The organism is Rhodovarius lipocyclicus (assembly GCF_009900765.1).
GTDB lineage: Bacteria > Pseudomonadota > Alphaproteobacteria > Acetobacterales > Acetobacteraceae > Rhodovarius > Rhodovarius lipocyclicus.
This window is the reverse complement of sequence record NZ_JAAABL010000037.1, coordinates 1-22,477: the sequence shown is the minus strand read 5'-3', so window position 1 is coordinate 22,477 and position 22,477 is coordinate 1. Positions and strand designations below refer to the sequence as shown.

26 protein-coding genes are annotated in these 22,477 nt (G+C 69.5%); 16 read left to right on the top strand and 10 right to left on the bottom strand.

The genetic code is table 11. The features are described 5' to 3' along the window. Positions 1-12: 12 nt before the first annotated feature. From GT007_RS17955 to GT007_RS17940, 4 genes are all read right to left on the bottom strand, one after another. A complete protein-coding gene (locus tag GT007_RS17955) occupies positions 13-435 on the bottom strand; it encodes a DUF3775 domain-containing protein (RefSeq protein WP_160123037.1) in 423 nt (140 codons plus the stop codon). A gap of 78 nt (positions 436-513) precedes the next feature. After that, positions 514-1,371, bottom strand: a complete 858-nt coding sequence (locus tag GT007_RS17950; RefSeq protein ID WP_201451973.1) for an aldo/keto reductase — start codon at positions 1,369-1,371, stop codon at positions 514-516. Next, positions 1,347-2,357, bottom strand: coding sequence for a WD40 repeat domain-containing protein (locus GT007_RS17945; RefSeq protein WP_160123036.1), 1,011 nt, complete (start codon positions 2,355-2,357; stop codon positions 1,347-1,349). Before GT007_RS17945 ends, GT007_RS17950 begins: the two co-directional genes overlap by 25 nt. Beyond that, the gene (locus tag GT007_RS17940; protein ID WP_160123035.1) at positions 2,354-3,373 is read right to left on the bottom strand and encodes a CobW family GTP-binding protein; all 1,020 of its coding nucleotides are present in this window, start codon (positions 3,371-3,373) and stop codon (positions 2,354-2,356) included. Before GT007_RS17940 ends, GT007_RS17945 begins: the two co-directional genes overlap by 4 nt. A gap of 484 nt (positions 3,374-3,857) precedes the next feature. Between GT007_RS17940 and GT007_RS17935 the strand changes: the two genes are divergently transcribed. The 8 genes from GT007_RS17935 (at position 3,858) to GT007_RS17900 (ending at position 11,226) form a co-directional block, all read left to right on the top strand. Beyond that, positions 3,858-4,418 (top strand): MarR family winged helix-turn-helix transcriptional regulator, encoded by a 561-nt coding sequence (locus GT007_RS17935; RefSeq protein ID WP_160123034.1) that lies wholly within the window; start codon positions 3,858-3,860, stop codon positions 4,416-4,418. Continuing rightward, a complete protein-coding gene (locus tag GT007_RS17930; RefSeq protein ID WP_201451972.1) occupies positions 4,415-5,923 on the top strand; it encodes a 4-hydroxyphenylacetate 3-hydroxylase family protein in 1,509 nt (502 codons plus the stop codon). The genes GT007_RS17935 and GT007_RS17930 overlap by 4 nt, the downstream gene beginning before the upstream one ends. Then, positions 5,908-6,801, top strand: a complete 894-nt coding sequence (locus GT007_RS17925; RefSeq protein WP_236571738.1) for a branched-chain amino acid ABC transporter permease — start codon at positions 5,908-5,910, stop codon at positions 6,799-6,801. Before GT007_RS17930 ends, GT007_RS17925 begins: the two co-directional genes overlap by 16 nt. Further along, complete coding sequence (locus GT007_RS17920) at positions 6,798-7,631, top strand: branched-chain amino acid ABC transporter permease (RefSeq protein WP_160123033.1); 834 nt, start codon at positions 6,798-6,800, stop codon at positions 7,629-7,631. The genes GT007_RS17925 and GT007_RS17920 overlap by 4 nt, the downstream gene beginning before the upstream one ends. Continuing rightward, the gene (locus GT007_RS17915) at positions 7,628-8,401 is read left to right on the top strand and encodes an ABC transporter ATP-binding protein (protein ID WP_160123032.1); all 774 of its coding nucleotides are present in this window, start codon (positions 7,628-7,630) and stop codon (positions 8,399-8,401) included. Before GT007_RS17920 ends, GT007_RS17915 begins: the two co-directional genes overlap by 4 nt. Next, the gene (locus GT007_RS17910) at positions 8,394-9,101 is read left to right on the top strand and encodes an ABC transporter ATP-binding protein (protein ID WP_160123031.1); all 708 of its coding nucleotides are present in this window, start codon (positions 8,394-8,396) and stop codon (positions 9,099-9,101) included. Before GT007_RS17915 ends, GT007_RS17910 begins: the two co-directional genes overlap by 8 nt. Positions 9,102-9,169: 68 nt before the next feature. Then, positions 9,170-10,357 (top strand): ABC transporter substrate-binding protein, encoded by a 1,188-nt coding sequence (locus tag GT007_RS17905; protein ID WP_160123030.1) that lies wholly within the window; start codon positions 9,170-9,172, stop codon positions 10,355-10,357. Between the two features lie 116 nt (positions 10,358-10,473). Further along, positions 10,474-11,226: an SDR family oxidoreductase gene (locus tag GT007_RS17900; RefSeq protein WP_160123029.1), complete on the top strand. Its 753-nt coding sequence runs from the start codon at positions 10,474-10,476 to the stop codon at positions 11,224-11,226. On the opposite strand, the gene GT007_RS17895 is transcribed toward GT007_RS17900, so the two are convergent. The 5 genes from GT007_RS17895 to GT007_RS17875 are packed head-to-tail and all read right to left on the bottom strand — an operon-like array spanning position 11,219 to position 14,965. Further along, a complete protein-coding gene (locus GT007_RS17895; protein WP_160123028.1) occupies positions 11,219-12,004 on the bottom strand; it encodes an alpha/beta fold hydrolase in 786 nt (261 codons plus the stop codon). The genes GT007_RS17900 and GT007_RS17895 overlap by 8 nt on opposite strands. Continuing rightward, positions 12,001-12,996 (bottom strand): TRAP transporter substrate-binding protein, encoded by a 996-nt coding sequence (locus GT007_RS17890; RefSeq protein ID WP_160123027.1) that lies wholly within the window; start codon positions 12,994-12,996, stop codon positions 12,001-12,003. The genes GT007_RS17895 and GT007_RS17890 overlap by 4 nt, the downstream gene beginning before the upstream one ends. Positions 12,997-13,007: 11 nt before the next feature. Then, entirely contained in the window at positions 13,008-13,322 is a 315-nt protein-coding gene (locus GT007_RS17885; protein ID WP_160123026.1) for an NIPSNAP family protein, read from the bottom strand. Between the two features lie 4 nt (positions 13,323-13,326). Continuing rightward, positions 13,327-13,824 carry a cupin domain-containing protein gene (locus tag GT007_RS17880; RefSeq protein WP_160123025.1) on the bottom strand — a complete coding sequence of 166 codons (498 nt, stop codon included), beginning with the start codon at positions 13,822-13,824 and terminating at the stop codon, positions 13,327-13,329. Between the two features lie 49 nt (positions 13,825-13,873). Further along, a complete protein-coding gene (locus tag GT007_RS17875) occupies positions 13,874-14,965 on the bottom strand; it encodes a sulfite oxidase (protein ID WP_160123024.1) in 1,092 nt (363 codons plus the stop codon). Positions 14,966-15,094: 129 nt separating this feature from the next. Here GT007_RS17875 and truB point away from each other — a divergent pair, with 129 nt between their 5' ends. Further along, positions 15,095-16,042, top strand: coding sequence for a tRNA pseudouridine(55) synthase TruB (gene truB / locus GT007_RS17870; protein ID WP_160123023.1), 948 nt, complete (start codon positions 15,095-15,097; stop codon positions 16,040-16,042). Between the two features lie 44 nt (positions 16,043-16,086). Beyond that, on the top strand, positions 16,087-16,356 hold the full coding sequence (gene rpsO, locus GT007_RS17865) for a 30S ribosomal protein S15 (protein ID WP_160123022.1): 270 nt from the start codon (positions 16,087-16,089) through the stop codon (positions 16,354-16,356). A gap of 79 nt (positions 16,357-16,435) precedes the next feature. On the opposite strand, the gene GT007_RS17860 is transcribed toward rpsO, so the two are convergent. Continuing rightward, positions 16,436-17,230 carry an urease accessory protein UreD gene (locus GT007_RS17860; protein ID WP_160123021.1) on the bottom strand — a complete coding sequence of 265 codons (795 nt, stop codon included), beginning with the start codon at positions 17,228-17,230 and terminating at the stop codon, positions 16,436-16,438. 47 nt (positions 17,231-17,277) lie between these two features. Here GT007_RS17860 and GT007_RS17855 point away from each other — a divergent pair, with 47 nt between their 5' ends. The 6 genes from GT007_RS17855 to GT007_RS17830 all read left to right on the top strand — a co-directional run bounded on the left by GT007_RS17855 (position 17,278) and on the right by GT007_RS17830 (position 22,219). Beyond that, entirely contained in the window at positions 17,278-18,129 is an 852-nt protein-coding gene (locus tag GT007_RS17855; protein ID WP_160123020.1) for an NHL repeat-containing protein, read from the top strand. Positions 18,130-18,250: 121 nt separating this feature from the next. Continuing rightward, positions 18,251-18,757, top strand: coding sequence for a VOC family protein (locus GT007_RS17850; protein WP_160123019.1), 507 nt, complete (start codon positions 18,251-18,253; stop codon positions 18,755-18,757). 11 nt (positions 18,758-18,768) lie between these two features. Further along, entirely contained in the window at positions 18,769-19,734 is a 966-nt protein-coding gene (locus tag GT007_RS17845; RefSeq protein ID WP_160123018.1) for an ABC transporter substrate-binding protein, read from the top strand. 10 nt (positions 19,735-19,744) lie between these two features. Further along, entirely contained in the window at positions 19,745-20,701 is a 957-nt protein-coding gene (locus tag GT007_RS17840; RefSeq protein WP_160123017.1) for an ABC transporter substrate-binding protein, read from the top strand. After that, complete coding sequence (locus GT007_RS17835) at positions 20,691-21,473, top strand: ABC transporter ATP-binding protein (protein ID WP_201451971.1); 783 nt, start codon at positions 20,691-20,693, stop codon at positions 21,471-21,473. Before GT007_RS17840 ends, GT007_RS17835 begins: the two co-directional genes overlap by 11 nt. Then, a complete protein-coding gene (locus GT007_RS17830; RefSeq protein WP_160123016.1) occupies positions 21,470-22,219 on the top strand; it encodes an ABC transporter permease in 750 nt (249 codons plus the stop codon). The genes GT007_RS17835 and GT007_RS17830 overlap by 4 nt, the downstream gene beginning before the upstream one ends. Positions 22,220-22,477: the final 258 nt, after the last annotated feature.

Here is a 22,477-nt window from a genome sequence, read left to right as displayed (position 1 = left end):
CGTTCAAGCCTTTCACCGCTCGATATCCGCGATGTCGATGCCGAAGGCGGCCAGGCCTTCCTCCAGCAGCTCACCGGCACCTTCCATGCCCAGCAGATACTGGGCCGGATCGGCGCGGCGGTTGCGGGCGGCGGCGGCCTTCACGGCGGCCTCCCACTCCTCGGCCTCATGGTCGCCACGGCCGACCAGGGCCAGGGCCACCAGGGCGGCCTGCTCGTCCTCGGTCAGCTCGTTGATGATTTCCTCGACAAGTTCCGGCGTCAGCTCATCGTCGGCGTCGTCGTCATCCTCGGCTTCGCCGTCCTCGTCGTCGTCATCCAGGTCCAGCTCCTCATCGTCGTCTTCCTCCAGGGCGGAGAGAAGCTCGGCGATGGTGGCCACCACCTCCAGCGGAACGCCGAGGTCGGGGGTGTCGTCCTCATCGGTCTCGGCCATGGTGCAATCCTTTTCCGTGTGCTCGCGCGGCTATGGCCCAAGGTTGGGGGGCCGCGCAAGCGGGTTCAAGGGAAGGTTTCAGTCTTCCCAGTCCGGCCGGAAATCCGGGTTCACCATCCGCTGGTCCTTCGGCAGGGCGTCGATCGCCGCCAGATCGGCCTGCGTCAGCGTCACGCCCGCCGCGCCCAGGTTTTCCGTCTGCCGCGCGGCACCCGCCGCCTTCGGGATCACGGCGACCTTCGCGCCATGCCGCGGCCCCTGCGCCAGCGCATAGGCCAGCGCCACCTGCCCGGGCGCCACCCCCAGCCGGGCGGCGATGCCCGCCACAACCGGGTGCTCGCCGACCTTGCCCTTGCCCAGCGGCGTGTAGCTGGTCAGCACCACGTCATGCGCGGCGCACACCTTCAGCAGCTTGTCCTGGCCCAGCAGCGCGTGGTGCTCCACCTGGTCGCAGGCGATGGGCGCGATGTTCAGCGCCAGCGCGCGGGTCAGTAGCCCGGCCGGGAAATTCGCCACGCCCACGGCCTTGGCCAGCCCATCCTGGCGCAGCTTCGCCAGTGCCTCCAGCAGGCCCGGCAGGTCCATGGCCGGCGAGGGCCAGTGGATCAGGTACAGGTCCACATAGGGGGTGCCGAGGCGCTCCAGGCTCGCCTCGGCGGCGGCGCGCAGGGCCGGGCCGGTGGTCTTGTCCCACCAGCCCTTGGTGGTGACGAACACATCTTCGCGCGCCAGGCCGGAGGCCCTGAGGCCGCGCCCCACCTCCACCTCGTTGCCGTACATCTCGGCGGTGTCGAGGTGGCGATAGCCGAGGCCGAGCGCCCCCTCCACCGCCACCTCGCATTCCGCGCCCTTCATCGGCCAGGTGCCCAGGCCGATGGACGGCATGCGCATCATCGACGTTTCCAGCGGCTTCACCGCGCCGAGAAGTCCAGCCATCCGATCAATCCCTTTTCCGTGCCGAAAGCCAGCTGCGTGCCCGCCGCGTTCCACGCCATGGCGGAAACCGGCGCCCCCGCCGGCGGCGCCACCGGCAGGATCTTGCCCGAGGCCACTTCCGCGATCAGCACCAGCCCATCCTCGAAGCCCGCCGCCACCACCTCATGCTGCGGGTGGCAGGCGAGCGCGGAGCAGAACACGCCATCGCCGCCCGCCAGCTCCGTCGGTGCCTTGCCCATCGGCCCGCCGCCGAAGAACGGCCACAGCACCACGGATTCAGCCCCCGAGGTCGCCAGCCAGCGCCCCTTGGCCGTGAAGCCCATGCTGCGCGTCTTGGAGGGATAGCCCGACATGCGCATGTGCTGGCCATCGGCCAGGCGCCAGCCATGCAGCGCGTTTTCCTGCATGGCGGTCACCACATGGGTGCCGTCCGGGCTGAAGGCGATGGCGGCGTGGCTGCCCTTCCATTCCAGGAAGCGGGCCTTGTCCTCCTTCGCGTTCACGAACCACAGGGAGGCGCCGTTGTAATGGCTGGCCGCCACCCGCTTGCCCTTCGCGTCGAAGGCGATGCCCGCGACGGTGGAAGGATGCGTCAGGCTTTTCAGCGCCTCGCCCTTCGCATCCAGCAAATGCAGCGCCTTGCCCACGCTGGCCGCGCGCAGCCCATCCGGGTGCGCCGCCACCTGCTCCACCCAGCGAGAGCCGTATTTGGCCAGCGTCACCGCCTCCTCGGCGGTGGTCACCAGCCGGCCATCGTCGCCGCCGGTCAGGAAGCCGGCCTTGGCGTCGGGGGTGAAGGCCAGCACCGCGCCCTCATGCGCCTGATGGGGCGTGAGGTCCGGGCCGATGCGCACGGTGCCGTCGCCCAGCCCCGCGCCCAGCGCGCCCGTCTTCCGGCAGAAGCCGAGGCCCACCACATAGGCCTCCGTCTCCTTCACCTGCCCGCGCGTGTCGATCAGGAATTCGGGCTGATAGGTCGCGCTCAAGCCGGCGGGCTCCAGCGGGCCAGCTCGGTCTCATAGGCGCTGGTCGCGGCCTCGGCCGCGCAGGCCTCGAAGCCGCGGCGCAGCTGCGGGCGGTTCAGGTCGCGGCCGATGAAGACGATGCGGCTGACGCGCGGCTCGCCCGCCTTCCAGTCGCGGATGAAATCGCCATCGGCCAGCATGTGCACCGCCTGGAAGGCGAAGACCCGGTCATCGCCCTGATAGGCCAGGATGCCCTTGGTGCGCAGCAGGTCCTGCCCCTTGGCGGCCAGCACCTGGCCGATCCAGGCGTTGAAGCGCTCCGGGTCCAGCGGCTTGTCGGTGGAGAGCGAGATGCTCATCACCTCGCTGTCATGGCTGTGGTGGTCCTCGCCGGACAGGAATTCCGGCTCGCGCTCCAGCACCTTTTCCAGGTTGAAGCTCTCACGCCCCAGCACGGAGGCGATGGGCACGTCGGACTTCACGCTGTGCAGCAGCTCGGCCCAGGGGTTGATGGCGCGGATGCGGCGCTCGACCTCGGCCGCTTCCTCCGCGCTCACCAGGTCCATCTTGTTCAGCACGATCAGGTCGGCGAAGGCGATCTGCTCCTCGGCCTCCTTGCTGTCGGCCAGGCGGGCGATCAGGTTCTTCGCGTCCACCACCGTCACGATGCTGTCCAGCTTCGCGGCCTTCTTCACATCGTCGTCGGCGAAGAAGGTCTGGGCGACCGGGGCGGGGTCGGCCAGGCCCGTCGTCTCGATGATGATGCCGTCAAGCTGGCCCTTGCGCTTCACCAGACCGTTGATGATGCGGATCAGGTCGCCGCGCACGGTGCAGCAGATGCAGCCGTTGTTCATCTCGAACACTTCCTCGTCGGCATCCACCACGAGGTCGTTGTCCACGCCCAGCTCACCGAACTCATTGATCACCACGGCGTATTTCTTGCCGTGCTGCTCCGTCAGGATGCGGTTCAGCAGGGTCGTCTTGCCGGCACCGAGATAGCCGGTCAGCACGGTCACAGGGAGTAAAGTCTGGCTCATGAGCCCCTCGGGAAAGAGAGTGCGGTTGCAGGCAATATGAGGCGGGGAGGCGGGGACGGCCAGGGGTGGCGTGGCCAAGACCCAGGGGGCTCCGCCGCCCATCCTCCTTTGGGACCCCCGCCAGGAGCCGAAAGGCCCCTGCACCCCATCAGTTTGGCACTGACCTTGGAAAGGTCTTTTCCATTGATTTTTATCATGAAAATGGCACCCCACCTGACAAGGTGAAGCGCCAATTATTGGGTTCCAAGGGCCTTTCGGCCTTTGGCGGGGTGCCAAAGGAGGAATGGGGGCGGCGCCCCTGCCGGGGAGCCGAGGGGTGGAACCCCTCGGTCATTCCCCAACTAACTTAGCGATCCCCTGCCCAACTCCCACGCAGCCCCCGCGCGCGACCGCCCGGATTCCGTGCAACCCTTGCTTCGCACCCGCGAGACTGCTGTGAAATTTCAGATTGAGATAGCGAAGTAGCTTAGCCTAGGCTCCGCTCATGGGCCTGAACAAGAAAACGCCGCCGCAGGGCGTGCCATCCATCCCCCGCACCACCTCGCGTGAGGCGCTGCTGGTCGATGGCTCCGATGCGGAATTCCGCCGGCTGGTGCATGGGCTGCTCGCCCTCTCCTCCCGGCATGAGGCATTGCGCGACGGCCATGGCGCGCGCATCGGCTTGGCGGGCCCCGCCTATTCCATCCTGATTTCGGTGCTGCATCTCTCGCCCGTTTCCGTGTCGGGCGTGGCGGAGCATCTGAAGGTTTCCGGCGCCTTCATCACCGCCGAGACCAACAAGCTGGAGGCGCGCGGCCTGATCGCCAAGACGCGCGACCCCGAGGATGGCCGCCGCGTGCGGCTGGACATCACCGCGGCCGGCCGCGCCCTGCTGGCGGAGCTGGCCCCGCACCAGAGCATCCTGAACGACGTGGAGTTCGGCCCGCTCACCCGCGCCGAATTCCGTACCATGCTGCGCGTGATCGAACGGCTGATCCCCGCCGCCGACCGCGCGCTGGAATTGCAGGCGGCCATGGCCGCCGGAGAGGCGCGCGGCGCCGCATGAACAAGCGAGAGGAACAGCACATGGCCGATGTGAAGACCGGCGCCCAGCATATCGAAAGCCTGAAGGACGGCCGCCAGGTCTTCCTGGACGGCACGCTGGTGCAGGACGTGACGACCCACCCCGCTTTCCGGGGCGCGGTGGCCTCGGCGGCGAATTTCTACGACCTCCAGGCGAAGCCCGAGAACATCGACTGGATGACCTTCGATTGCGGCGGCGGCCGCCGGGCCTCCCGCGCGTGGGAGATGCCGCGCGGCTATGACCAGCTCGTCTCCCGCCGCAAGGCGCTGTCGGCCTGGGCGGCCAGCAGCTGCGGCTTCATCGGCCGCAGCCCCGATCACGTCGCGTCCTCCCTGATCGGGCAGGTCATGAGCCTGGATGTGTTCCGCAAGCACGGCCCCGCCCGCGCCGACGCCCTGCGCAACTATGTGGCGGAGGCCACGCGCAACGACTGGTTCCTGACCTACGTCATCATCAACCCCCAGGCCGACAAGTCCAAATCCTGGGGCGAGCAGGCGGAGGCCGACCTCTCGGCCCGCATCGTGGATGAGGATGCGGAGGGCATCACCATCCGCGGCGGCAAGATGCTGGGCACCAGCGCGATCATGGCGAATGAGGTGCTGGTGGCCTCCCTGCAGCCGCTGCGCCCGGGTGAGGAGGATCTCGCCTTCTCCTGCTGCCTGCCGATGAACGCGAAGGGGCTGAAGGTGCTCTCGCGCAAATCGTATGAGGCGCATGCGGTCAGCGGCTGGGACAACCCGCTATCCTCGCGCTTCGACGAGAACGACGCGGTGATCTGGTTCGAGGACGTGAAGGTGCCGTGGGACCGCGTGTTCGTGCACCGCGACACCGACATGTGCCGCGCCATGTTCCACGACACCTGGGCCCACACCATGCAGAACTACCAGGCGCAGATCCGCCTGGTGGAGAAGCTGCGCTTCCTGACCGGCCTGGCGCGGCGGGTGTGCGAGACCATCGGCACGGTGAACATGCCCCCCGTGCGCGACGCGCTGGGCAAGCTGGCCGCGCAGACCGCGATGGTGGAGGCGATGCTGCACGGCATGGAGGCCAGCGGCAGCCAGCAGGGCGAATTCTTCGTGCCCAACAAGCACATGATGTACTCCGCTCAGGTCATCACCCAGAACCTGTACCCGGAGATCGCGAACACCATCCGCGAACTGTCGGGCGGCGGGCTGATCATGCTGCCGTCCTCCGCCGCCGACTACGCGAACCCGGAGATGGCGCGCATCATCCGCACCACCCAGCAGTCGCCCGCCGCCGGCAGCGACGAGAAGGTGAAGTTCATGAAGCTGGCCTGGGATGCGGTGGGCAGCGAATTCGCCTCCCGCCATCTGCAGTATGAGATGTTCTACGCGGGCGCCAATTTCGTCACCCGCGCGCACAGCTTCCGCACCTATGACTGGGCGCGGGCCGGCGGCATGGTCGATGAGTTCATGGCCAGCTACGACCGGCCGGAGATGCCGCCCGTCCAGTGGCGCGCGGCCTGACCATGATCGCGCAGCAGCTCGTCAACGGCCTCATGCTCGGCGCCATCTACGTGATGGTCGCCGTCTCCTTCACGCTGTTCTTCGGGTGCCTGAACTTCCTGAACTTCTCGGTGCCCGCGCTGTTCATGCTGGGCGGCTTCCTGACCTGGGCGCTGGTGCAGATGGGCCTGCCCTGGGTGCTGGCGGTGGTGGGCGCGCTGGCGGCCGCCGCCTTGGCCTCGCTGGTGGTGGAGCGGCTGACCTGGCGCATCCAGCGCGGCGGGCCGCCGCTCATTCCGCTGGTGTCCTCGCTGGGCTTCCTGATCCTGTTCGAGAATCTGGTGCTGGTGCGCTGGGGCTCCGATGCGCGGTCCATCCCCTCGCCCTTCGGTGACGCGAATATCCGCATCGGCGAGGTGGTGGTGGGCATCCCGCAGCTGGCCTGCCTGGTGGTCGCGATCGGGCTGGTGTTCGGGCTGCAATTCCTGCTGGCGCGCAGCAAGCTGGGGCGCGGCATCCGCAGCGTGGCCGAAAGCCCCGAAACCGCCGCGATCCTGGGCGTGGAGGTCAACAAGGTCGTCCCGCGCCTGTTCCTGCTGGCCGGGCTGTTCTGCGCGCTGGCGGGGGTGATGTTCTCGCTCAGCTACCAGCTCGTCTCCCCCTTCATGGGGGACCAGGTGGCGCTGAAGGGCCTCGCCGCCATGGTGCTGGGCGGCATGGGCAATGTGTGGGGCGCCGTGATCGGCGGGCTGATCATCGGCGTGGTGGAGGTGTTCGCGATCAGCGGCCTGTCCGCCGACCATGTGAATGTCGTGGTGTATGGGCTGCTGCTGGCCGTGCTGATCATCCGGCCCACGGGCCTGTTCGGGGATGCCGCCCTGGGGCAGCAGAAGCTATGAGCGGCTATTGGGCGGGCATCCTCGTCATCCTGGCGATCAACGTCATCGCCGCCTATTCCGCCTGGCTGCCGCTGGCGGCGGGGCAGGTGAACCTCGGCACCGCGGGCTTCATGGCGGTGGGGGCCTATGCGGGGGCGGTGCTCAGCGGCGACTACGCATGGCCGCTGCCCTATGCCATCGCCGCGGGGGCGGCGGCCAGCGGGGCGCTGGCGCTGCTGGTGGGCTCCGCCGTGCTGCGGGCGCGGGGGCTGTACCTGGCGCTGGCGACGCTGGCGGTGAATGAGGTGGTGCGCGGCATCCTGCTGAACTGGGACGCGGTGGGCGGTGCCTCCGGCTATCCGGTCATCGCGCATCTGGAACTGCCGCCGATCGCGCTGGCGGCGCTCGGCGTGTTCCTGCTGGCCGCCTGGCTCGGCGCCAGCCGCTTCGGCATGACGTTGCACGCCATCGAGCAGGACGAGACCATGACCGGCCTGTTCGGCGTGCATGTGCCGCGCACGCAGCTGGCGGCCTTCGCCATCGGCGGCGCGCTGGCGGGGCTGGCGGGCGCGCTCTACGCCCATCATTTCTCCTATATCGAGGCGCAGTATTTCACCGTGCTGCTGTCCGTCACCATCGTGCTGTCGGTGGTGCTGGGCGGCGTGCAGACGGTGTGGGGGCCGCTGGTCGGCGCCGCCTTCTTCACCCTGCTGCCGGAGCTGTTTCGGGGTGCGTCGAACTGGCGCTACGTGCTGTTCGCCGCCGCCGTCATCGGCATCATGGCGCTGCGCCCGCAGGGCATCGTCACCCGCGCGGCGCTGATGCGCCTGACCGGAAGGAAGCCCGCATGAGCGAGATCTTCCGCATCGAGGGCCTGCGCAAAAGCTTCGGCGGGCTGGAGGTGATCCGGGGCGTGGACCTGTCCGTCTCCACCGGCCAGCGCCTGGCGCTGATCGGCCCGAACGGGGCGGGCAAGACCACCGTCTTCAACCTCATCAACGGCTACTACCGCCCCGATGAGGGCCGCATCCTGCTCGATGGCCAGGACCTGGTGCCGATGGCGCCCCGCCTGCGCATCCGCCATGGCCTCGCGCGCAGCTTCCAGAACATCCGCCTGATCCCGCACCTGACGGTGGAGGAGAACGTGCTGCTGGGCGCGCATATCCATGCCGGGGGCGCGCTGATGCAGGCGCTGCCGCTGTTCCTGGGGCGCGGGCGGGCCTTGCGCGAACAGGCGCGCGGCCTGCTGGACGAAGCGGGGCTGGCCGCCCATCGCGGCGCGCTGGCGGGCTCGCTCGCCTATGGCCTGCGCAAGCGGGTGGAGGTCGTGCGCGCCCTGATGGCCCGCCCGCGCCTGCTGCTGCTGGACGAGCCCTGCGCGGGGCTCAACACCCAGGAACGCGGCGTGCTGCTGGAGGAGCTGCAGCGCATCGCGGCCGGCGGCGTGACCATGCTGGTGGTGGAGCACGACATGCATTTCGTGGGCGGGCTGTGCGACCGCGCCCTGGTGCTGAATTTCGGCCAGAAGATCGCCGAGGGCAGCCCCGCCGAGATCGCCCGCGACCCCGCCGTGATCGAGGCCTATCTGGGCCATGAGCCGGAGCGCTACGCCCATGCTTGAAGCCGCCCATCTCTCGGCCGCCTATGGCCCCGTGCGCGCGTTGGACGACGTTTCCCTGACCGTGGGGCAGGGCGAGGTGATGGCCGTGCTGGGCGCCAATGGCGCGGGCAAATCCACCCTGCTGCGCACGCTGCTGGGGCTGATGCCCGGCGCCGGCGGCAGCGTCCGCTTCCTGGGTGAGGACATCACGAAGCTGTCGGCGCCCGAGCGCGTGCGCCGCGGCCTGGTGCTGGTGCCCGAGGGCCGGCGCGTGCTGACCAGCCTGACGGTGGAGGAAAACCTGCTGATGGGCGCCTACACCCGCCGCGACACGCCGGGCCAGGCGGAGCTGGACGCGATCTACGACCGCTTCAGCAACCTGGCCGCGCGGCGGCACATGAAGGCGGGCGTGCTGTCGGGCGGGGAGCAGCAGATGCTGGCCATCGGCCGCGCCATGATGGCGAAGCCGAAGCTGATCATGCTGGACGAACCCTCGCTCGGCCTGTCGCCGCGCCTGACCGCCGAGGTGTTCGCGCTGATCGCCAGCCTGAACGCCGAGGGCATGTCCATCCTGCTGGTGGAACAGAACGCGCTGCTGGCGCTGGAAGCCAGCCGCCAGGCCCTGGTGCTGGAGCTGGGGCGCGCGGTGGTGGCCGGTCCCTCGGCCGAGCTGCTGAAGGATGACCGGGTGCGGGGCGCCTATCTGGGCGCGGCGGCGTGAGGCGCCACGGCCGGCACATGATTTCCGGGGGCAAGGCCCCCGCTCAACATTACAAGGAGGCTTCAAGCATGATCTCTCGTCGTCCGCTTCTCGCCGCGGGGCTGGCCCTGCCGGCGCTCTCCGCCAAGGCCCAGGGCGCGCCCCTGCTGCTCGGCTTCACCACCGCGAAATCCGGCAACTGGGTCACGCTGACCCGCCGCAACGAGATCGCGGTGAACCTGGCGCTGGAGGAGGTGAACGCCGCCGGCGGCGTCAACGGCCGCCCGGTCGCGGTCAAGCTGTTCGACACCGCCTCCCGCCCCGAACAGGCCGCCGTGGCCGCCCGCCAGTTCGCCGAGGATGACGGCGCGCTGGGCGTGATCGGCCCCTTCAGCAGCAGCGAATGCCGCGTGGCCTTCCCGGTCGGCGATCGGCTGGGCATCTGCCAGATGGCCATCGCCAGCAGCGCGCCCGGCCTGTCGGCGCCGTTCCGCTTCGCCTTCCGCAACACCTCCGACGAGGCCTACCTGTTCGAGCGCCTGCTGCCCGTGGCGCGTGAGGCCGGCATCCAGATCCGCCGCGCCTCCATCGCCTATACCTCGGACGAGGTGGTGGGCCGGTCGATGGGCACCGACGTGTACCCCAAGCTGCTGCAGGCGGCCGGCATCCCGGTGGGGGGCACCGTGTCCTTCCCGGTCGCGGCCTTCGACATGTCGGCCCAGGTGGCGCAGCTGAAGGCGCAGAACCCGGACATCGTGTGCATGGGCGGCCCGCCGGAACCGGCCATCGCGCTGGTGAAGGAAATGCGCCGCCAGGGCATGACCGCGCGGCTGGTGGGCGGCACCACCATCATGGACGTGAACCTGCCCGAACGCATGGGCGCGGACGGCAACGGCACGCTCATCTCCTCCACCCATTTCTACAATTTCGACACCCCGGCGGCGAAGGTGTTCAGCGATGAATTCGTCAGGCGCGCCCGCGCGGCCGGCGAGACCGGGGAACTGCGCCCGGGCATGTACGACGCTGCCGCGCACAGCATCGTCCACCTCTACGCCCGCGCCATGGCCGCCGCGCGCGTGACAGGCGAACGCGGCAAGCTGGCCGCCGAACGCGCCGCCGTGCGCGACGCGCTGCGGGCCCTGCGCAACGTGGATACCATCGAAGGCACGCTGGCACGCTTCACCGAGGGCGGGGACGCGCTGAAGACCGCCTATGTGCTGGAAATCAAGGATGGCGGGTTCACGCTGATCGGGCATCGGGGGCCGCCGGCGGCGTGAGGCCGGATTGAGGGGGCGCCCGCCCCCTCAAACTCCCCCGGCAGGAGCCGAAAGGCCCCTTGCGGCCCCCCACCCCTGCTTCATGATCCCTCCGAACCTCACGGAGCGACCTCATCATGCGCCTCACCGGCAAGATCTTGCTGATCACGGGCGCGGGCAGCGGCATCGGGCGTGCCACGGCCTTGCTGGCGGCGCGGGAGGGTGCGCAGGTCGCCGTCGCCGACCTGAACATGGATGCGGCGGAGGAGACGGTCTCCCTGTTGCCCAACGGGGGCCTGGCGATGCGGGTGGATGTCGGCCAATCCGCCGATTGCGCCCGCATGGTGCAGGAGGTGGTGGCGCGGTACGGCCGCATCGACATCCTGTGCAGCAATGCGGGGTATGGCATCCAGGGCGATGTCGTCTCCACCGCCGAGGAGGATTGGGACGCGCTGTTCCGCGTGAACGTGAAGGGCGTGTTCCTGTGCGCCAAGCATGTGGTGCCGGTGATGCGCCGGCAGGGTGGCGGGGCCATCGTGAACACCGCGTCCAACATCGCCATCATCGGCTTGCGGGACCGCGCGGCCTATGTCGCCAGCAAGGGCGCGGTCGATAGCCTGACGCGCGCGATGGCGCTGGACCATGTGGCGGACGGCATCCGCGTGAACGCCGTGGCCCCGGGCCCGATCGGCAGCCCTTATTTCGACCGCATGATCGCCAACGCGCCCGACCCCGCGGAGTTTAAGCGCGTGCTGGACAGCCGCTGCCCGATGCAGCGCCTGGGCCTGCCGGAGGAAGTGGCGAAGGTCATCGTCTTCCTGGCCTCGGACGATGCCTCCTTCGTCACCGGCGCCACCTATGTGGTGGATGGCGGCGGCGTGGTCATGTGAGGAAGGGCAGCAGCTTTCCCAGCAGGGCCTCGCGCCGCGTCAGCGGGTAGAAATGCCCGCCGCCGTCGATGGTGGCCATCATGGCGCCCGGCACCGCGGCCGCGGTTTCCTTCTGGTGGTGATAGGGCACGATCACGTCGTCCGGCGTGCCCAGCACCAGGGTGGGGGCCGAGACGCGCGGCGCCAGCGCCGTGCCGTCGAAGGCCAGCAGCGCCTGGATGCGTTCGGCCCAGCGGCGGGTTTCCTCCGCCTCGCGTTCCGGGGGCAGCGGGTCTGGCGCGCCCAGATTGGCGCTGGCGGCCAGCTCCATCGGCGGATAGGCCAGGAAGCGGCCCACCATCTCATACGCCGCGTAGCCCGCGCGCTGCAGGATCGCGAGGCGCATGGTGAACAGCGCGCGCAGGTAGTGGTCCGCCCGCAGCCAGCCCGCCGACAGCACGAGGCGCGAGACGGGCAGCATGCGCTGCGCCTGCATGGTCATCACCATGGCGGCGCCGGTGGAATGGCCGACCAGCGCGACCGGGCCTTCGCCCAGCAGGGCGGCCACGGCCGCCGCGTCCTCCGCCAGCGTCTGGATGGTCACGGGGGCGGTGCCGCGCGTGCTGGCGCCCACGCCGCGCTGGTCGAAGATGGCCACGCGGTGCCGGGCCGCCAGTTCCGGCAGCAGCCCCCGCCAGAACCCCGCCGTGCCCCCCAGCCCGGACAGCAGCAGCAGGGGCGGGCCCTCGCCATGGATCTCGACGGCCAGCCTCGCGCCGTCAGGTCGTTCCAGCATCATGCGGCGGCCTTGGCGGTTTCGATCTCGGCCAGCATGGTGCGCCCGTTGGGTGCCGCGTTCAGGATGACGTCATAGGCGGTGCGCGCCGCCGCCCTGAAGGGCGCCAGCTCCGGCTCGATGATGTTGATGCCGCGCCGGCGCACCTCGGCGAAGCTCTCCTCACGGAACTGCTCGTAGTAGACGAGGCCCGCCGCCACCGCCTCCGGCACGCTGTCGCGGATCGCGGCCTGCGCCTCCGGCGGCAACGCGTTGAAGCGGGAGCGCGAGGCGACGAGCACCGAGGGCAGCTGGTGCGTGCGGGTCAGCACGTAATGGCGCACCGCCTCCACGAAGCGGTCGGCGATCATCTGGTCCGGTCCCAGCTCCGCCGCATCCACCGTGCCGTTGCGCAGGGCCATCAGCAGATCGGCATAGGCGATGGGGGTCGGCTGCATGCCGATGCTGCGATAGGCCTCCACATAGCCCGGGGACTGGATGACGCGCACCTTGATGCCGCGTGCCTCCGCCAGGGTGGAGAAGGGGCGGTTGGTCAGCACCGAGCGCTCGAACAGGTTGAACCAGGAGAGGCCGATCATGCCCACATTCTCCAGCGGGCGCAGCAGGCGCTGGCCGACGGGGCCCTGCAGCACGCGGTTGGCCTGCGCGTGGTCGTCCCACAGCCAGGGCAGGGAGAGCACGCCATAGTCGCGCAGCGTGTTCTCCAGCGAGGGCTGGGAGTTGAACATCAGGTCCACCCCGCCCGTGCGCGCGGACTGGATCAGCCGCAGCTCTCCGCCCAGGGCGGAATTGCCGAACACCGCGATTCTGACGCGGCCCTGGGTGCGGGCCTGCACCAGCTGCGCCAGCCTGGTGCCCGCGACGTGATAGGAGGATTGCTCGGACAGCACATGGCCCAGCCTCAGTTCGATCATGTCCTGCGCCGCCGCGTGGCGGATGGCGGGCGCCGCCAGGGCCAGCCCGGCCAAGGCCCTGCGGGTGGGACAGCCCTTCATGTGCCAACCCCTCATTTGATCGGGGAAAAGCCGGTGGGCAGCAGGATGCGGCTGTTCTGTGTGTCCAGCAGATCCGTCACCATCGACAGGTAGGCCGTCCAGGCCGGGTCGGCCAGCATGGCGGCGCGGCGGCGCAGGCGGTCGTCCAGCCCCTCATACCCCCACCAGGCGACGACGTGGTTCAGCTCCCCGATCTCGGTGGTGAAATAGCCCAGGAAGCGGTCCAGATAGTGCTTCTGCAACGGCAGCCCGTGCTCCTCATAGGTTGCGACAAACTGGCCCAGCTTGCCGGGGCGGATGCGATAGTCGCGTTCCTCGACCAGCATCGCCTCAGCCCTTCGCCGGCAAGGTGGCGAAGACGGTCTCGGCCTCGATCTTCAGCACGTCCTCGGGGCGGGGGAAGGGGGCGGGGGTGGCGTCGCCCGGGTGTTTCTCCCGCCCGATGCGGGCGAAGAAGGTTTCCAGCCCCCCGGGCAGCATCAGCCACATGAAGGTCAGCGGCCCGTCCCCGCTGGCCTGGAAGCGGTGGGTGTGGCCGCGCCCGAAGAAGTAGCAGCTGCCCTTTTCCATCGGCTGGCGGTCGGTGCCGTCGATCAGCGCCTCGCCCTTGCCGTCCAGCACGAAGATCACTTCCTCATTGTCCGGGTGGGCGTGTTCGCGCACGAAGCAGCCGGCGGCCACCGTCTGCGTGCCCATGGCGAAGGGGGTTTCGCCCCCGAAATCCTTGGAAGCCAGGAGGCAGCGCACGAAGCCGTTGGCCGGTACCGGCTGCCAGAAGGATTTGCCCCCATCGGCGGGGACGACGACGAGCGGTGTGGTGGCGGTCATGGCAGCGGAGGATCATGCACCCCCGGATATGCCGCAAGCGGAAAAAGGCTCACCCGGCCGCGATGACGCCCCGCACCGCCGCCACCGCGTTGTTCAGGTAGCCGCGCGGGTTCCACACCGGCGCCAGGGGCTGGCTGCGCCCCTGCGCATCGGTCGCGCGGGCCATCAGCACCGGGGCGGCGCCCAGCCGCACCTGGCCCCGGAAGCGCCGCCAGGCGAAGGGGCCCTCGCCCGGTTCCAGCTCCGCCGGCTGCCAGGCCGCGCCGCCATCGCCCGACACCGCCACCGAGGCCACCGGCACATGCCCCGACCAGGCGAAGCCGCGCAGCGCCACCTGTTGCCCCGCGCGGGCGGAAAACCCCTCCGCCGGGTGGGTGATCAGGGACTTCACGGGGATGTCGGTGATCACGGCGAAATCCGCGGGGTCCGGGGCCTCGCCGGGGGCATAGGGGCGGCGGGGCATGCGGTAGTCGGTGCCGGTCATCTTGGCGCCGTCATGCTCGCAATCCCGCACCCACAGCCGCCCCAGCCATTTCTGCCAGGCACTGCCCGGATAGCCCGGCACCACCACCCGCAGCGGCGCGCCATGCAGGCGCGGCAGGGGCTCGCCATTCATCTCCCAGGCCAGCAGGGTCTCGGGCGCCAGCGCCTTGGCCAGCGGGATGCCCCGTGACAGCGCGGGCACCCCCGGCTTGCCCAGCACATGGTCGGGGCTTTCATGGGCGATGTAGCAGGCCTCCGGCCGCAGCCCGGCGGCGTTCAGCACATCGGCCATGCGCACGCCGGCCCAGCGCGCGCAGCCCACCGCACCCGGGCCCCAGGCCAGCCCATCGGTGGGCGGGGAGAAAGCGGCGCGGCCATTGCCGGCGCATTCCAGCACCGCCACCACCTCATGCCGGGTGAAGCCGGTGCGCAGCTGGTCCAGCGTCAGGTACAGGGGGCGGCGCACGGCGCCTTCCACCGACAGGGTCCAGTCCTCGGGCACGAATTCCGGCACGATGCCGTTGTTGCGCAGGAAAAACAGGGCGTTGGGGGTGAGTGGGGCGTCCAGCAAAGGCACCGGCGTTTCGGCGTTCAGGGCCGGGTCGTCCAGCAGGATCAGGGATTGCTTGCCGGGGATGGTCGCGGGGAATCTCACCATGGATGAACAATTGGACATTCGCGCCCGGCAAGTCCAGCGTGGGCCGCGCCTCAGCCCTGCGCGGCGCATGCCCTTCCCTTTCGCGCCCGATCCCGTAGAACCCGCCCCCTCAACCACCGCGCCAGAACCATGCCCCGCCATTTCCGCAAGAAGCCCAAGGGCCGGCCCATCGATGGCTGGCTGATCGTGGACAAGCCCTCGGGCATCGGTTCCACGGATGTCGTGAACAAGGTCAAGCGCGCCTTCGATGCGCAGAAGGCAGGCCATGGCGGCACGCTGGACCCGCTGGCGACCGGGCTGCTGCCCGTGGCCTTCGGCGCCGCGACCAAGACCGTTCCCTATGTGATGGACGGCGCCAAGACCTATCGCTTCACGCTGCGCTTCGGCATCGCCACCGATTCCGACGACGCCGACGGCAAGCCGATCGAGACCACCGACGCCCGCCCGACGGACGAGGCGATCCGCGCCGCCCTGCCCGCCTTCACCGGCGACATCATGCAGGTGCCGCCGATCTATTCCGCCATCAAGGTGAATGGCGAGCGCGCCTATGACCTGGCCCGCGACGGCCAGGAGGTGGTGCTGGAAGCCCGCCCCGCCCGCGTGGACCGGTTCGAGCTGGTGGAGCGCCCGGACGCCGACACCGCCGTGTTCGAAGTGGAGAGCGGCAAGGGCGTGTACATGCGCAGCCTGGCGCGCGACATCGCCAAGGCGGTGGGCAGCCTGGGGCACATCATCGTGCTGCGGCGGCTTTCCGTGGGCCCGTTCAAGGAATCCCACGCGGTTTCGCTGGACAAGCTGCTCGAAAGCGCCGATACGCCCCCGTCCCTGGACCTTCTGCTTCCGCTCGCGACCGCGCTGGACGACATCCCGGCACTGGCCGCCTCGGAGCAAGAGGCCACCCGGCTCATGCATGGCCAGGCCCTCAGCCTGGTGGATTTCATGGGCAGGGTTCCCGAAGCCGCCGACCCCATGGGGGGCCTGGTGCGCGTGATGGCAGGGGACCGGTTCGTCGGCCTGTGCCGGCTCGAGGAGGGCATGCTCGTCCCCGAGCGGTTGATGGCGGTTCCGGAAGAGTGACAACCAGGATGCCCCCGGCATCCTAACCCTGAAGGATTGGCACGATGTCGATCACGCCCGAGCGCCGCACGGCGCTCATCGCCGAATACGCCACCAAGCCCGGCGACACCGGCAGCCCCGAAGTGCAGGTCGCCCTGCTCTCCGAGCGGATCAGCAACCTCACCGAACACCTGAAGACGCACGCGAAGGATTTCCATTCGCGCCGCGGCCTGCTGGTGCTGGTGGGTCAGCGCCGTGGCCTGCTGGACTACGTGAAGCGCAAGGAAGTGGCTCGCTACCAGAGCCTGATCCAGCGCCTGGGCCTGCGCCGCTAAGGCCTAGCCCTGTACGTTGCGAAGAACCCGCCGGGCGAAAGCTTTGGCGGGTTTTTTGTTGTGCTGGGGTTTTTCGCGCTCAACACCGCCACAGCCTCGGCAGCACCGGCGCCAGCCCGAACGCCGCTTCCCGCAGCCCCATCACCGCCTGTGCCACGAACCCCCGCACCGCTTCCGCATCCCCCAGCGCGCGCCCCAGCAGCAGGCCCGGGCGCGGCACGGTCGCGGCCCCCACCCCGCGCAGCACCGGCAGATGCGCTTCCGCCCCCGGCATGGCCAGCAGCACGGTCGCCATCGCCTCCGCGCCGCCGAAGCGGAATGGGTCGGCCAGTTCCTCGGCCTGCATGGCCAGCGCGTCGGCCCACAGCAGCCCTTGCGGCCCGCGCAGGCGCCAGGTGTCCAGCACGCTGCCCTCGGTGAAGCGTTCCCCGCGCGCGATGCGGCCGAACACCAGCATTTCGGCCAGCAGCAGTTCGGCGCCTTCAGCCAGGTTGAAATCCTGCCGGCGTTCCAGATGCGCGGCGTCGAACAGGATCACCTCCTGCGGCAGCCATTCCAGCCGGGCGCCGGCGCCGATCCGCACCGTGGCCGCGATGCGGCTGGCCGGGCCCAGGCTGCGATAGATCTTCTCGGCGGCGGGGGTGGTGACGGTCAGGCGCGCCCCGGCGCCCAGCGTGATGGCGCTGGACAGCGCATCGCCCCCCGCCAGCCCGCCGGCCACGTTCACCAGGGCGGCGGTGGCGGGTTCGCCGGGTTCGGGGTGGGGGAACAGGGCGCGCAGCGGCGCCTGCTGGTACAGCCCTCGCAGCCCCTTGGCGCCCCATGACAGTTCGAGCCGCCCCGTGGAGCGTTGATGAGCGATGATTCCGTGCACGAAGGGAGCCTGACACGCCGGCGCGCCTCATGCCACAGTGCCGCCCCATGACCCGACACACCCTTTTCATCACGCTGGGCACCCAGCGTTACGAGATCCAGCGCGACTGGGGCGACACCGCGGGCCCCGGCGGCATTTCCGATGTCGCCTGCGACAAGGACGGCCGCATCTTCGTGCTGCTGCGCGCCGACCCCTACAAGGACCCGGAGGGCCCGGCCGTGATCGTGCTGTCGCCGGACGGCCGCCGCGAAGGCGAGTTCGGCCACAAGGAGGTCGCGGACGGCCACATGCTGGGCGTCTCGCCCGACGGCATCGTGCATGTGGTGGACCGCGACGCGCACCAGATCATCGCCTTCGACCGCCACGGCAAGGAACAGGGCCGCATCGGCCGCCGCCATTATGCCGGCGAGCCGTTCAATTCCCCCTGCGATGTCGGCTTCGCCGCCAATGGCGACATCTATGTCGCCGATGGCTATGCCGGGCACCGGGTGCATGTCTTCACCTCCGGCGGCACACCGAAGGGCGGCTGGGGCGAGAGCGGGACGGGCAATGGCCAGTTCATCGCGCCGCACGCCGTGTGGGTCATCGCCGATGGCCGGGTGGCGGTGGCCGACCGCGACAACAACCGCGTGCAGATCTTCGCGCCCGACGGCACCTGGCTGCACAGCATCACCGATGTGTTCAAGCCGATGGACATCTGGGGCGATGCCGACGGCAATCTGCTGATCTCCGACCAGGTGCCGCGCCTGTCGCTGTATTCGCCCGAGGGCGCGTTGCTCGGCCGGGGCAGGGCGGTGCTGAATGGGGCGCACGGCATCTGCATCACGCCGGAGGGCGTGATTTTGACGGCGGAACTTAACCCCCGCCGCATGTCTCGTTTAGTACCACTCAAAAACTAGCCCATTTCCAGGGCAGGCGGCGCGCGCTTTGGGCAGCGCGCCGCCCGCATGCCCGGCTTCGCGCCGCCGGGGCGGAAAATTCGCCTTGCCCGGCGGGGCGGAAGCGGTTGCACTCGGGGGCATGAGCGATAGCACGCCCCCTCTGGTCGCCGGCCTGTTCCATGTGGCCATCAAGACCAACGACCTCGCCGCCACCGAGCATTTCTATTGCCAGGTGCTGGGGCTGGCGAAGGTGTTCCGCCCCGATTTCGGCTATCCGGGCGCCTGGCTCGGCGTGCCGCTGCCGGGCGGGCAGGCCATCATGCACATCTATGCCGGCGGCCCGGCGCTCGGTGCCGATGGCCGCGCCCCCGTGGGCACCGCGGCCATCGACCATGTCTCGCTCGCCTGCCGGGGCTATCACGCCTTCATCGCGCGCTTCCGCGCCGCGGGCCTCCCGTGGCGGGAGTTCCTGGTGCCCGGCACCACCCTGTGGCAGCTGTTCGTCTACGACCCCTCCGGCGTGCAGTGCGAGCTGACCTTCGACGGCGGCACCGAGACCGGCGCCAGCCCGGACATGAGCGGGGGCCGCCGCTACATCGCGGGCAGCAGCTTCTTCGACCCCGCCACCTACCCGAAACTCGGCTGAAGGAGACGCCCATGCAGCGCCGCGCCCTGCTCGCATCCGCCCTCGCCACGCCCGCCCTGGCCACGCCCACCCTGGCCCAGGGCACGGAGCGCGTGCGCGTCGCGGTGTTCGACGTCACCTCGGCCCTGCCCTTCTATGTCGCGCGGGAGCGCGGGATGTTCGCCCGCCAGGGCATCGAGATCACGACCATCCCCCTGCAGACCCACCCGCTGATCGTGCAGGCGCTGGTGGCGAATGAGGCCGATGCTTGTTCCAACCTGGTCACGCTGGAAGCGGCCAACATCAACCAGCGCCGCGCCAACAGCGTGATCTACTTCGCGCTGAACGGGCAGAACGAGGCGTTCCGGATGGAACAGTTCGTCGTCCGCCCCAGCAGCACGGCGCGCACCCTGGCGGATCTGCGGGGCGCGCGCATCGCCTCCGCCCCCGGGCCCGCCAACATGGCGGCCGCGCGCGGCGTGCTGGCCAGCGTGGGCCTCGGCCCGAATGACTACACGCTGATGGAACAGCCCATGGGCGTGCATATCGGCGGCGTGCAGTCCGGCCAGTTCGACGCCGCCTATACGCTGGAACCGGTGGGCACGGTCGGCCAGCGCGCCGGCGCCTTCCGCCTGCTGGAGGCCGGGGTGATCTCCACCCACCTGCTGGGCCGCAAGGATGCGAAAGCCTTCGCCGCCGGCGCCGGCTTCTCTGGCCGGTATCTGGCGGAAAAGCCCGCGGTCGCCGCGCGCTTCGCCGCCGCCTGGGCCGAGGCACTGGCCGCCATCCGCACCGACCCCACCACCCTGTCCTATCTGACCAGCCACCTGAACACGCCGGCCGACCTCGCGGCCAGCGTGCCGCTGCTGGCCTACACGATGGTCAAGGACATGACCCCGCAGGACCGCCAGGACCTGCAACGCTTCATCGACATCGCCGTGCAGCAGGGCGTGCTGCGCGGTGCCATCGACGCCTCCACCTTCATCCGACCGCTGTAGGAGAAGCCCCATGCACCGCCGAGCCCTTCTGGGTGCGAGCCTGCTCGCGCCAACGGTGATCCGCGCCCAGGCGCTGGACCGCGTGCGCATCGCGCTGTTCAACGTGACGTCCGTGCTGCCCTACTACACCGCGATCGAGCGCGGGATCTTCGCCAAACACGGCATCGAATGCGTGACGCAGACGCTGCAGACCCCGGTGCTGATCGTGCAGGCCATGGTCTCGGGCGAGGCGGACGGCACCTCGAACCTCGTGACGCTGGAGGCCGCGAACATCAACGCGCGCCGCCCCGGCAGCGCGGTGTTCTTCTCCATGGTCGGCCAGAATTCCGAGAACGTGATGGAGCAGTTCGTGGTGCGCACGAACAGCACCGCGCGCACGGTGGCCGACCTCAAGGGCGCGCGCATCGCCTGCGCGCCGGGCCCGGCCAACATGGCGGCCGCGCGCGGCGTGCTGGCGGCCGCGGGCCTGGCGCCGGCCGACTACACCCTGACCGAGCAGCCCATGGGCGTGCATGTCGGCGCCGTGCAGGCGGGCCAGTTCGACGCCGCCTACACGCTGGAACCCGTCGGCACGGTGGGTGAGCGCGCGGGGGTGTGGCGGCGCCTGGAAACCGGGGTGATCGCCAAATACATCCTCGGCCGCCCGGAGGGTAAAGCCTTCGCCGCCGGCACCGGCTTCACCCAGCGCTTCCTGGACCAGAAGCCCGATGTCGCCCGCCGCTTCGCCCTGGCGTGGGAGGAAGCGATCGCCCTGATCCGCACCGACCCCACCACGCGCCAATACCTGACCAGCCACATCAACGTGCCCGCGCCGCTGGCCGAGCACGTGCCCCTGCTGGCCTATGTGATGGTGAAGAACTTCACCGCGTCGGACCGGCAGGACATGCAGCGCTTCGTCGATTTCGCCGTGCGCCAGGGGGTGGTGCGGCAGAACATCGACATCGAGAGCTTCATCCGTGACCTCTGAGCCGATCCCCCCGCGCCAGGCCGCGCTCTCCGTTCGGGGGTTGCGAAAAGCCTTCGGCGGGCAGCCGGTCTATTCAGGCTTCGACCTGGATGTGCGGCGGGGCGATATCCTGTCCATCTTCGGGCCCAATGGCTGCGGCAAATCCACCCTGATCAACATGGCCGCGGGGCTGATGCCGGTGGATGGCGGCACCATCCTGTACGATGGCCGCACGGCGCGCGAAGCCCGCATCGGCTACGTCTTCCAGAACTACCGGGAGGCATCCTTCCCCTGGATGACCACCGCCGACAACATCCGCTACCCCATGCGGCGCAAGGGCCTGGCCAAGCCCGTGATCGAGGCGCGGCTGGAGGAACTGAAGGCCGAATTCCGCGTCCGCTTCGACCTGAACCGCTATCCCTACGAGCTCTCCGGCGGGCAGCAGCAGCTGGCCTCCGTCATGCGCGCGCTGGCGGTGGAGCCGGAGGTGCTGTTCCTCGACGAACCCTTCTCCGCGCTCGACTACGAAACCACCCTGTCCCTGCGCACCCTGTTGCAGGAGGTGCTGAAGCGCCTGTCCATCACCACCATCCTGGTCAGCCACGACCTGGAGGAAAGCATCGCGCTGGCCGACCGCGTGCTGATGCTGACGCGCCGGCCCACCACCATCGCCGACGACATGCCCGTGCCCCTGCCCTGGCCCCGCACGCCCGACACGCTGAGCGACCCCGCCTTCGTCGCGCTGAAAAAACGCTGCCTGGATGTGTTCACCGCCTCGGTGGCCCAAGCATGAGGGCCGTGCTTCCCCCCATCCTCGGCGCGCTGGGCTTCATCGCCGTCTGGTGGGCCGCCGTGCTGCTGCGGGTCGCCGACCCCGTGCTGCTGCCCAGCCCCGCCGAGACCCTGCGCGACACCATCGAGGGCTTCCGCAACGGCCCGCTGCTGTTCGACACCTGGCGCACCGTGTGGCGCACCGTGCAATCCTTCCTGATCGCCACCGCCATCGGCGTGCCGCTGGGCGTGGCCCTCGGCGCGCGGGAGCGCATCTATCGCGCCGTGGAATTCGTGGTGGACTTCTTCCGCTCCACCCCCGCCTCCGCGCTGTTTCCGCTGTTCCTGATCCTGTTCGGGGTCGGCGAAGGCACCAAGATCGCGGTCGCCGCCTTCGGCGCGGCGCTCGTCATCCTGTTTAACGCCGCCTATGGCGTGATGAACGCCCGCCCCACCCGCGTGCTGGCCGCGCGCGTCATGGGCGCCTCCGAAGCACGCATCCTGTGGGACGTGATGCTGTGGGAAGCCATGCCGCAAATCCTGGTGGGGATGCGCAGCGGAATCTCCCTGGCACTCGTCATCATCGTGGTGGCGGAAATGTTCATCGGCAGCACCGACGGGCTGGGCCAACGCGTGATCGTGGCACAAATGCTGTTCGAAACCGGGCTGATGTACGGGGTGATCTTCATCGCCGGCGCGCTGGGGTACTCGCTGAACCTGCTGTTCCTGGTGATGGAAAAGAAGGTGGTGCATTGGGCGGGGAAGTGACCAGGGGGCGGCGCCCCCTGGACAAGTGGCTACCAGGGGGCGCCGCCCCCTGGACCCCCGGCAGGAGCCGAAAGGCCCCTGCACCCCATCAGTTTGGCGCTGACCTTGGGAAACATGTTTCTTATTGATATTTATAGGGCTTGTTGAGATTTAGATCTTTCCTGGTGACGTGTGTTTATGATTCACGCTTTGGATGACGCAGCGTTTGGTTTTGAGTGACGAGCAATGGGCGAAGATGTCGCCGCATTGCCTGGGCAA

Coding starts and splice junctions, on each gene's coding strand:
- GT007_RS17935 (WP_160123034.1), top strand. CDS start 3,858: ATGGGCCTGAACAAGAAAACGCCGCCGCAGGGCGTGCCATCCATCCCC.
- GT007_RS17855 (WP_160123020.1), top strand. CDS start 17,278: ATGACCCGACACACCCTTTTCATCACGCTGGGCACCCAGCGTTACGAG.
- GT007_RS17890 (WP_160123027.1), bottom strand. CDS start 12,996: ATGAAGGGCTGTCCCACCCGCAGGGCCTTGGCCGGGCTGGCCCTGGCG.
- GT007_RS17910 (WP_160123031.1), top strand. CDS start 8,394: ATGCTTGAAGCCGCCCATCTCTCGGCCGCCTATGGCCCCGTGCGCGCG.
- GT007_RS17895 (WP_160123028.1), bottom strand. CDS start 12,004: ATGATGCTGGAACGACCTGACGGCGCGAGGCTGGCCGTCGAGATCCAT.
- GT007_RS17845 (WP_160123018.1), top strand. CDS start 18,769: ATGCAGCGCCGCGCCCTGCTCGCATCCGCCCTCGCCACGCCCGCCCTG.
- GT007_RS17920 (WP_160123033.1), top strand. CDS start 6,798: ATGAGCGGCTATTGGGCGGGCATCCTCGTCATCCTGGCGATCAACGTC.
- GT007_RS17880 (WP_160123025.1), bottom strand. CDS start 13,824: ATGACCGCCACCACACCGCTCGTCGTCGTCCCCGCCGATGGGGGCAAA.
- GT007_RS17850 (WP_160123019.1), top strand. CDS start 18,251: ATGAGCGATAGCACGCCCCCTCTGGTCGCCGGCCTGTTCCATGTGGCC.
- GT007_RS17905 (WP_160123030.1), top strand. CDS start 9,170: ATGATCTCTCGTCGTCCGCTTCTCGCCGCGGGGCTGGCCCTGCCGGCG.
- GT007_RS17875 (WP_160123024.1), bottom strand. CDS start 14,965: ATGGTGAGATTCCCCGCGACCATCCCCGGCAAGCAATCCCTGATCCTG.
- rpsO (WP_160123022.1), top strand. CDS start 16,087: ATGTCGATCACGCCCGAGCGCCGCACGGCGCTCATCGCCGAATACGCC.
- GT007_RS17950 (WP_201451973.1), bottom strand. CDS start 1,371: ATGGCTGGACTTCTCGGCGCGGTGAAGCCGCTGGAAACGTCGATGATG.
- GT007_RS17885 (WP_160123026.1), bottom strand. CDS start 13,322: ATGCTGGTCGAGGAACGCGACTATCGCATCCGCCCCGGCAAGCTGGGC.
- GT007_RS17830 (WP_160123016.1), top strand. CDS start 21,470: ATGAGGGCCGTGCTTCCCCCCATCCTCGGCGCGCTGGGCTTCATCGCC.
- GT007_RS17930 (WP_201451972.1), top strand. CDS start 4,415: ATGAACAAGCGAGAGGAACAGCACATGGCCGATGTGAAGACCGGCGCC.
- GT007_RS17840 (WP_160123017.1), top strand. CDS start 19,745: ATGCACCGCCGAGCCCTTCTGGGTGCGAGCCTGCTCGCGCCAACGGTG.
- GT007_RS17940 (WP_160123035.1), bottom strand. CDS start 3,373: ATGAGCCAGACTTTACTCCCTGTGACCGTGCTGACCGGCTATCTCGGT.
- GT007_RS17955 (WP_160123037.1), bottom strand. CDS start 435: ATGGCCGAGACCGATGAGGACGACACCCCCGACCTCGGCGTTCCGCTG.
- GT007_RS17900 (WP_160123029.1), top strand. CDS start 10,474: ATGCGCCTCACCGGCAAGATCTTGCTGATCACGGGCGCGGGCAGCGGC.
- truB (WP_160123023.1), top strand. CDS start 15,095: ATGCCCCGCCATTTCCGCAAGAAGCCCAAGGGCCGGCCCATCGATGGC.
- GT007_RS17915 (WP_160123032.1), top strand. CDS start 7,628: ATGAGCGAGATCTTCCGCATCGAGGGCCTGCGCAAAAGCTTCGGCGGG.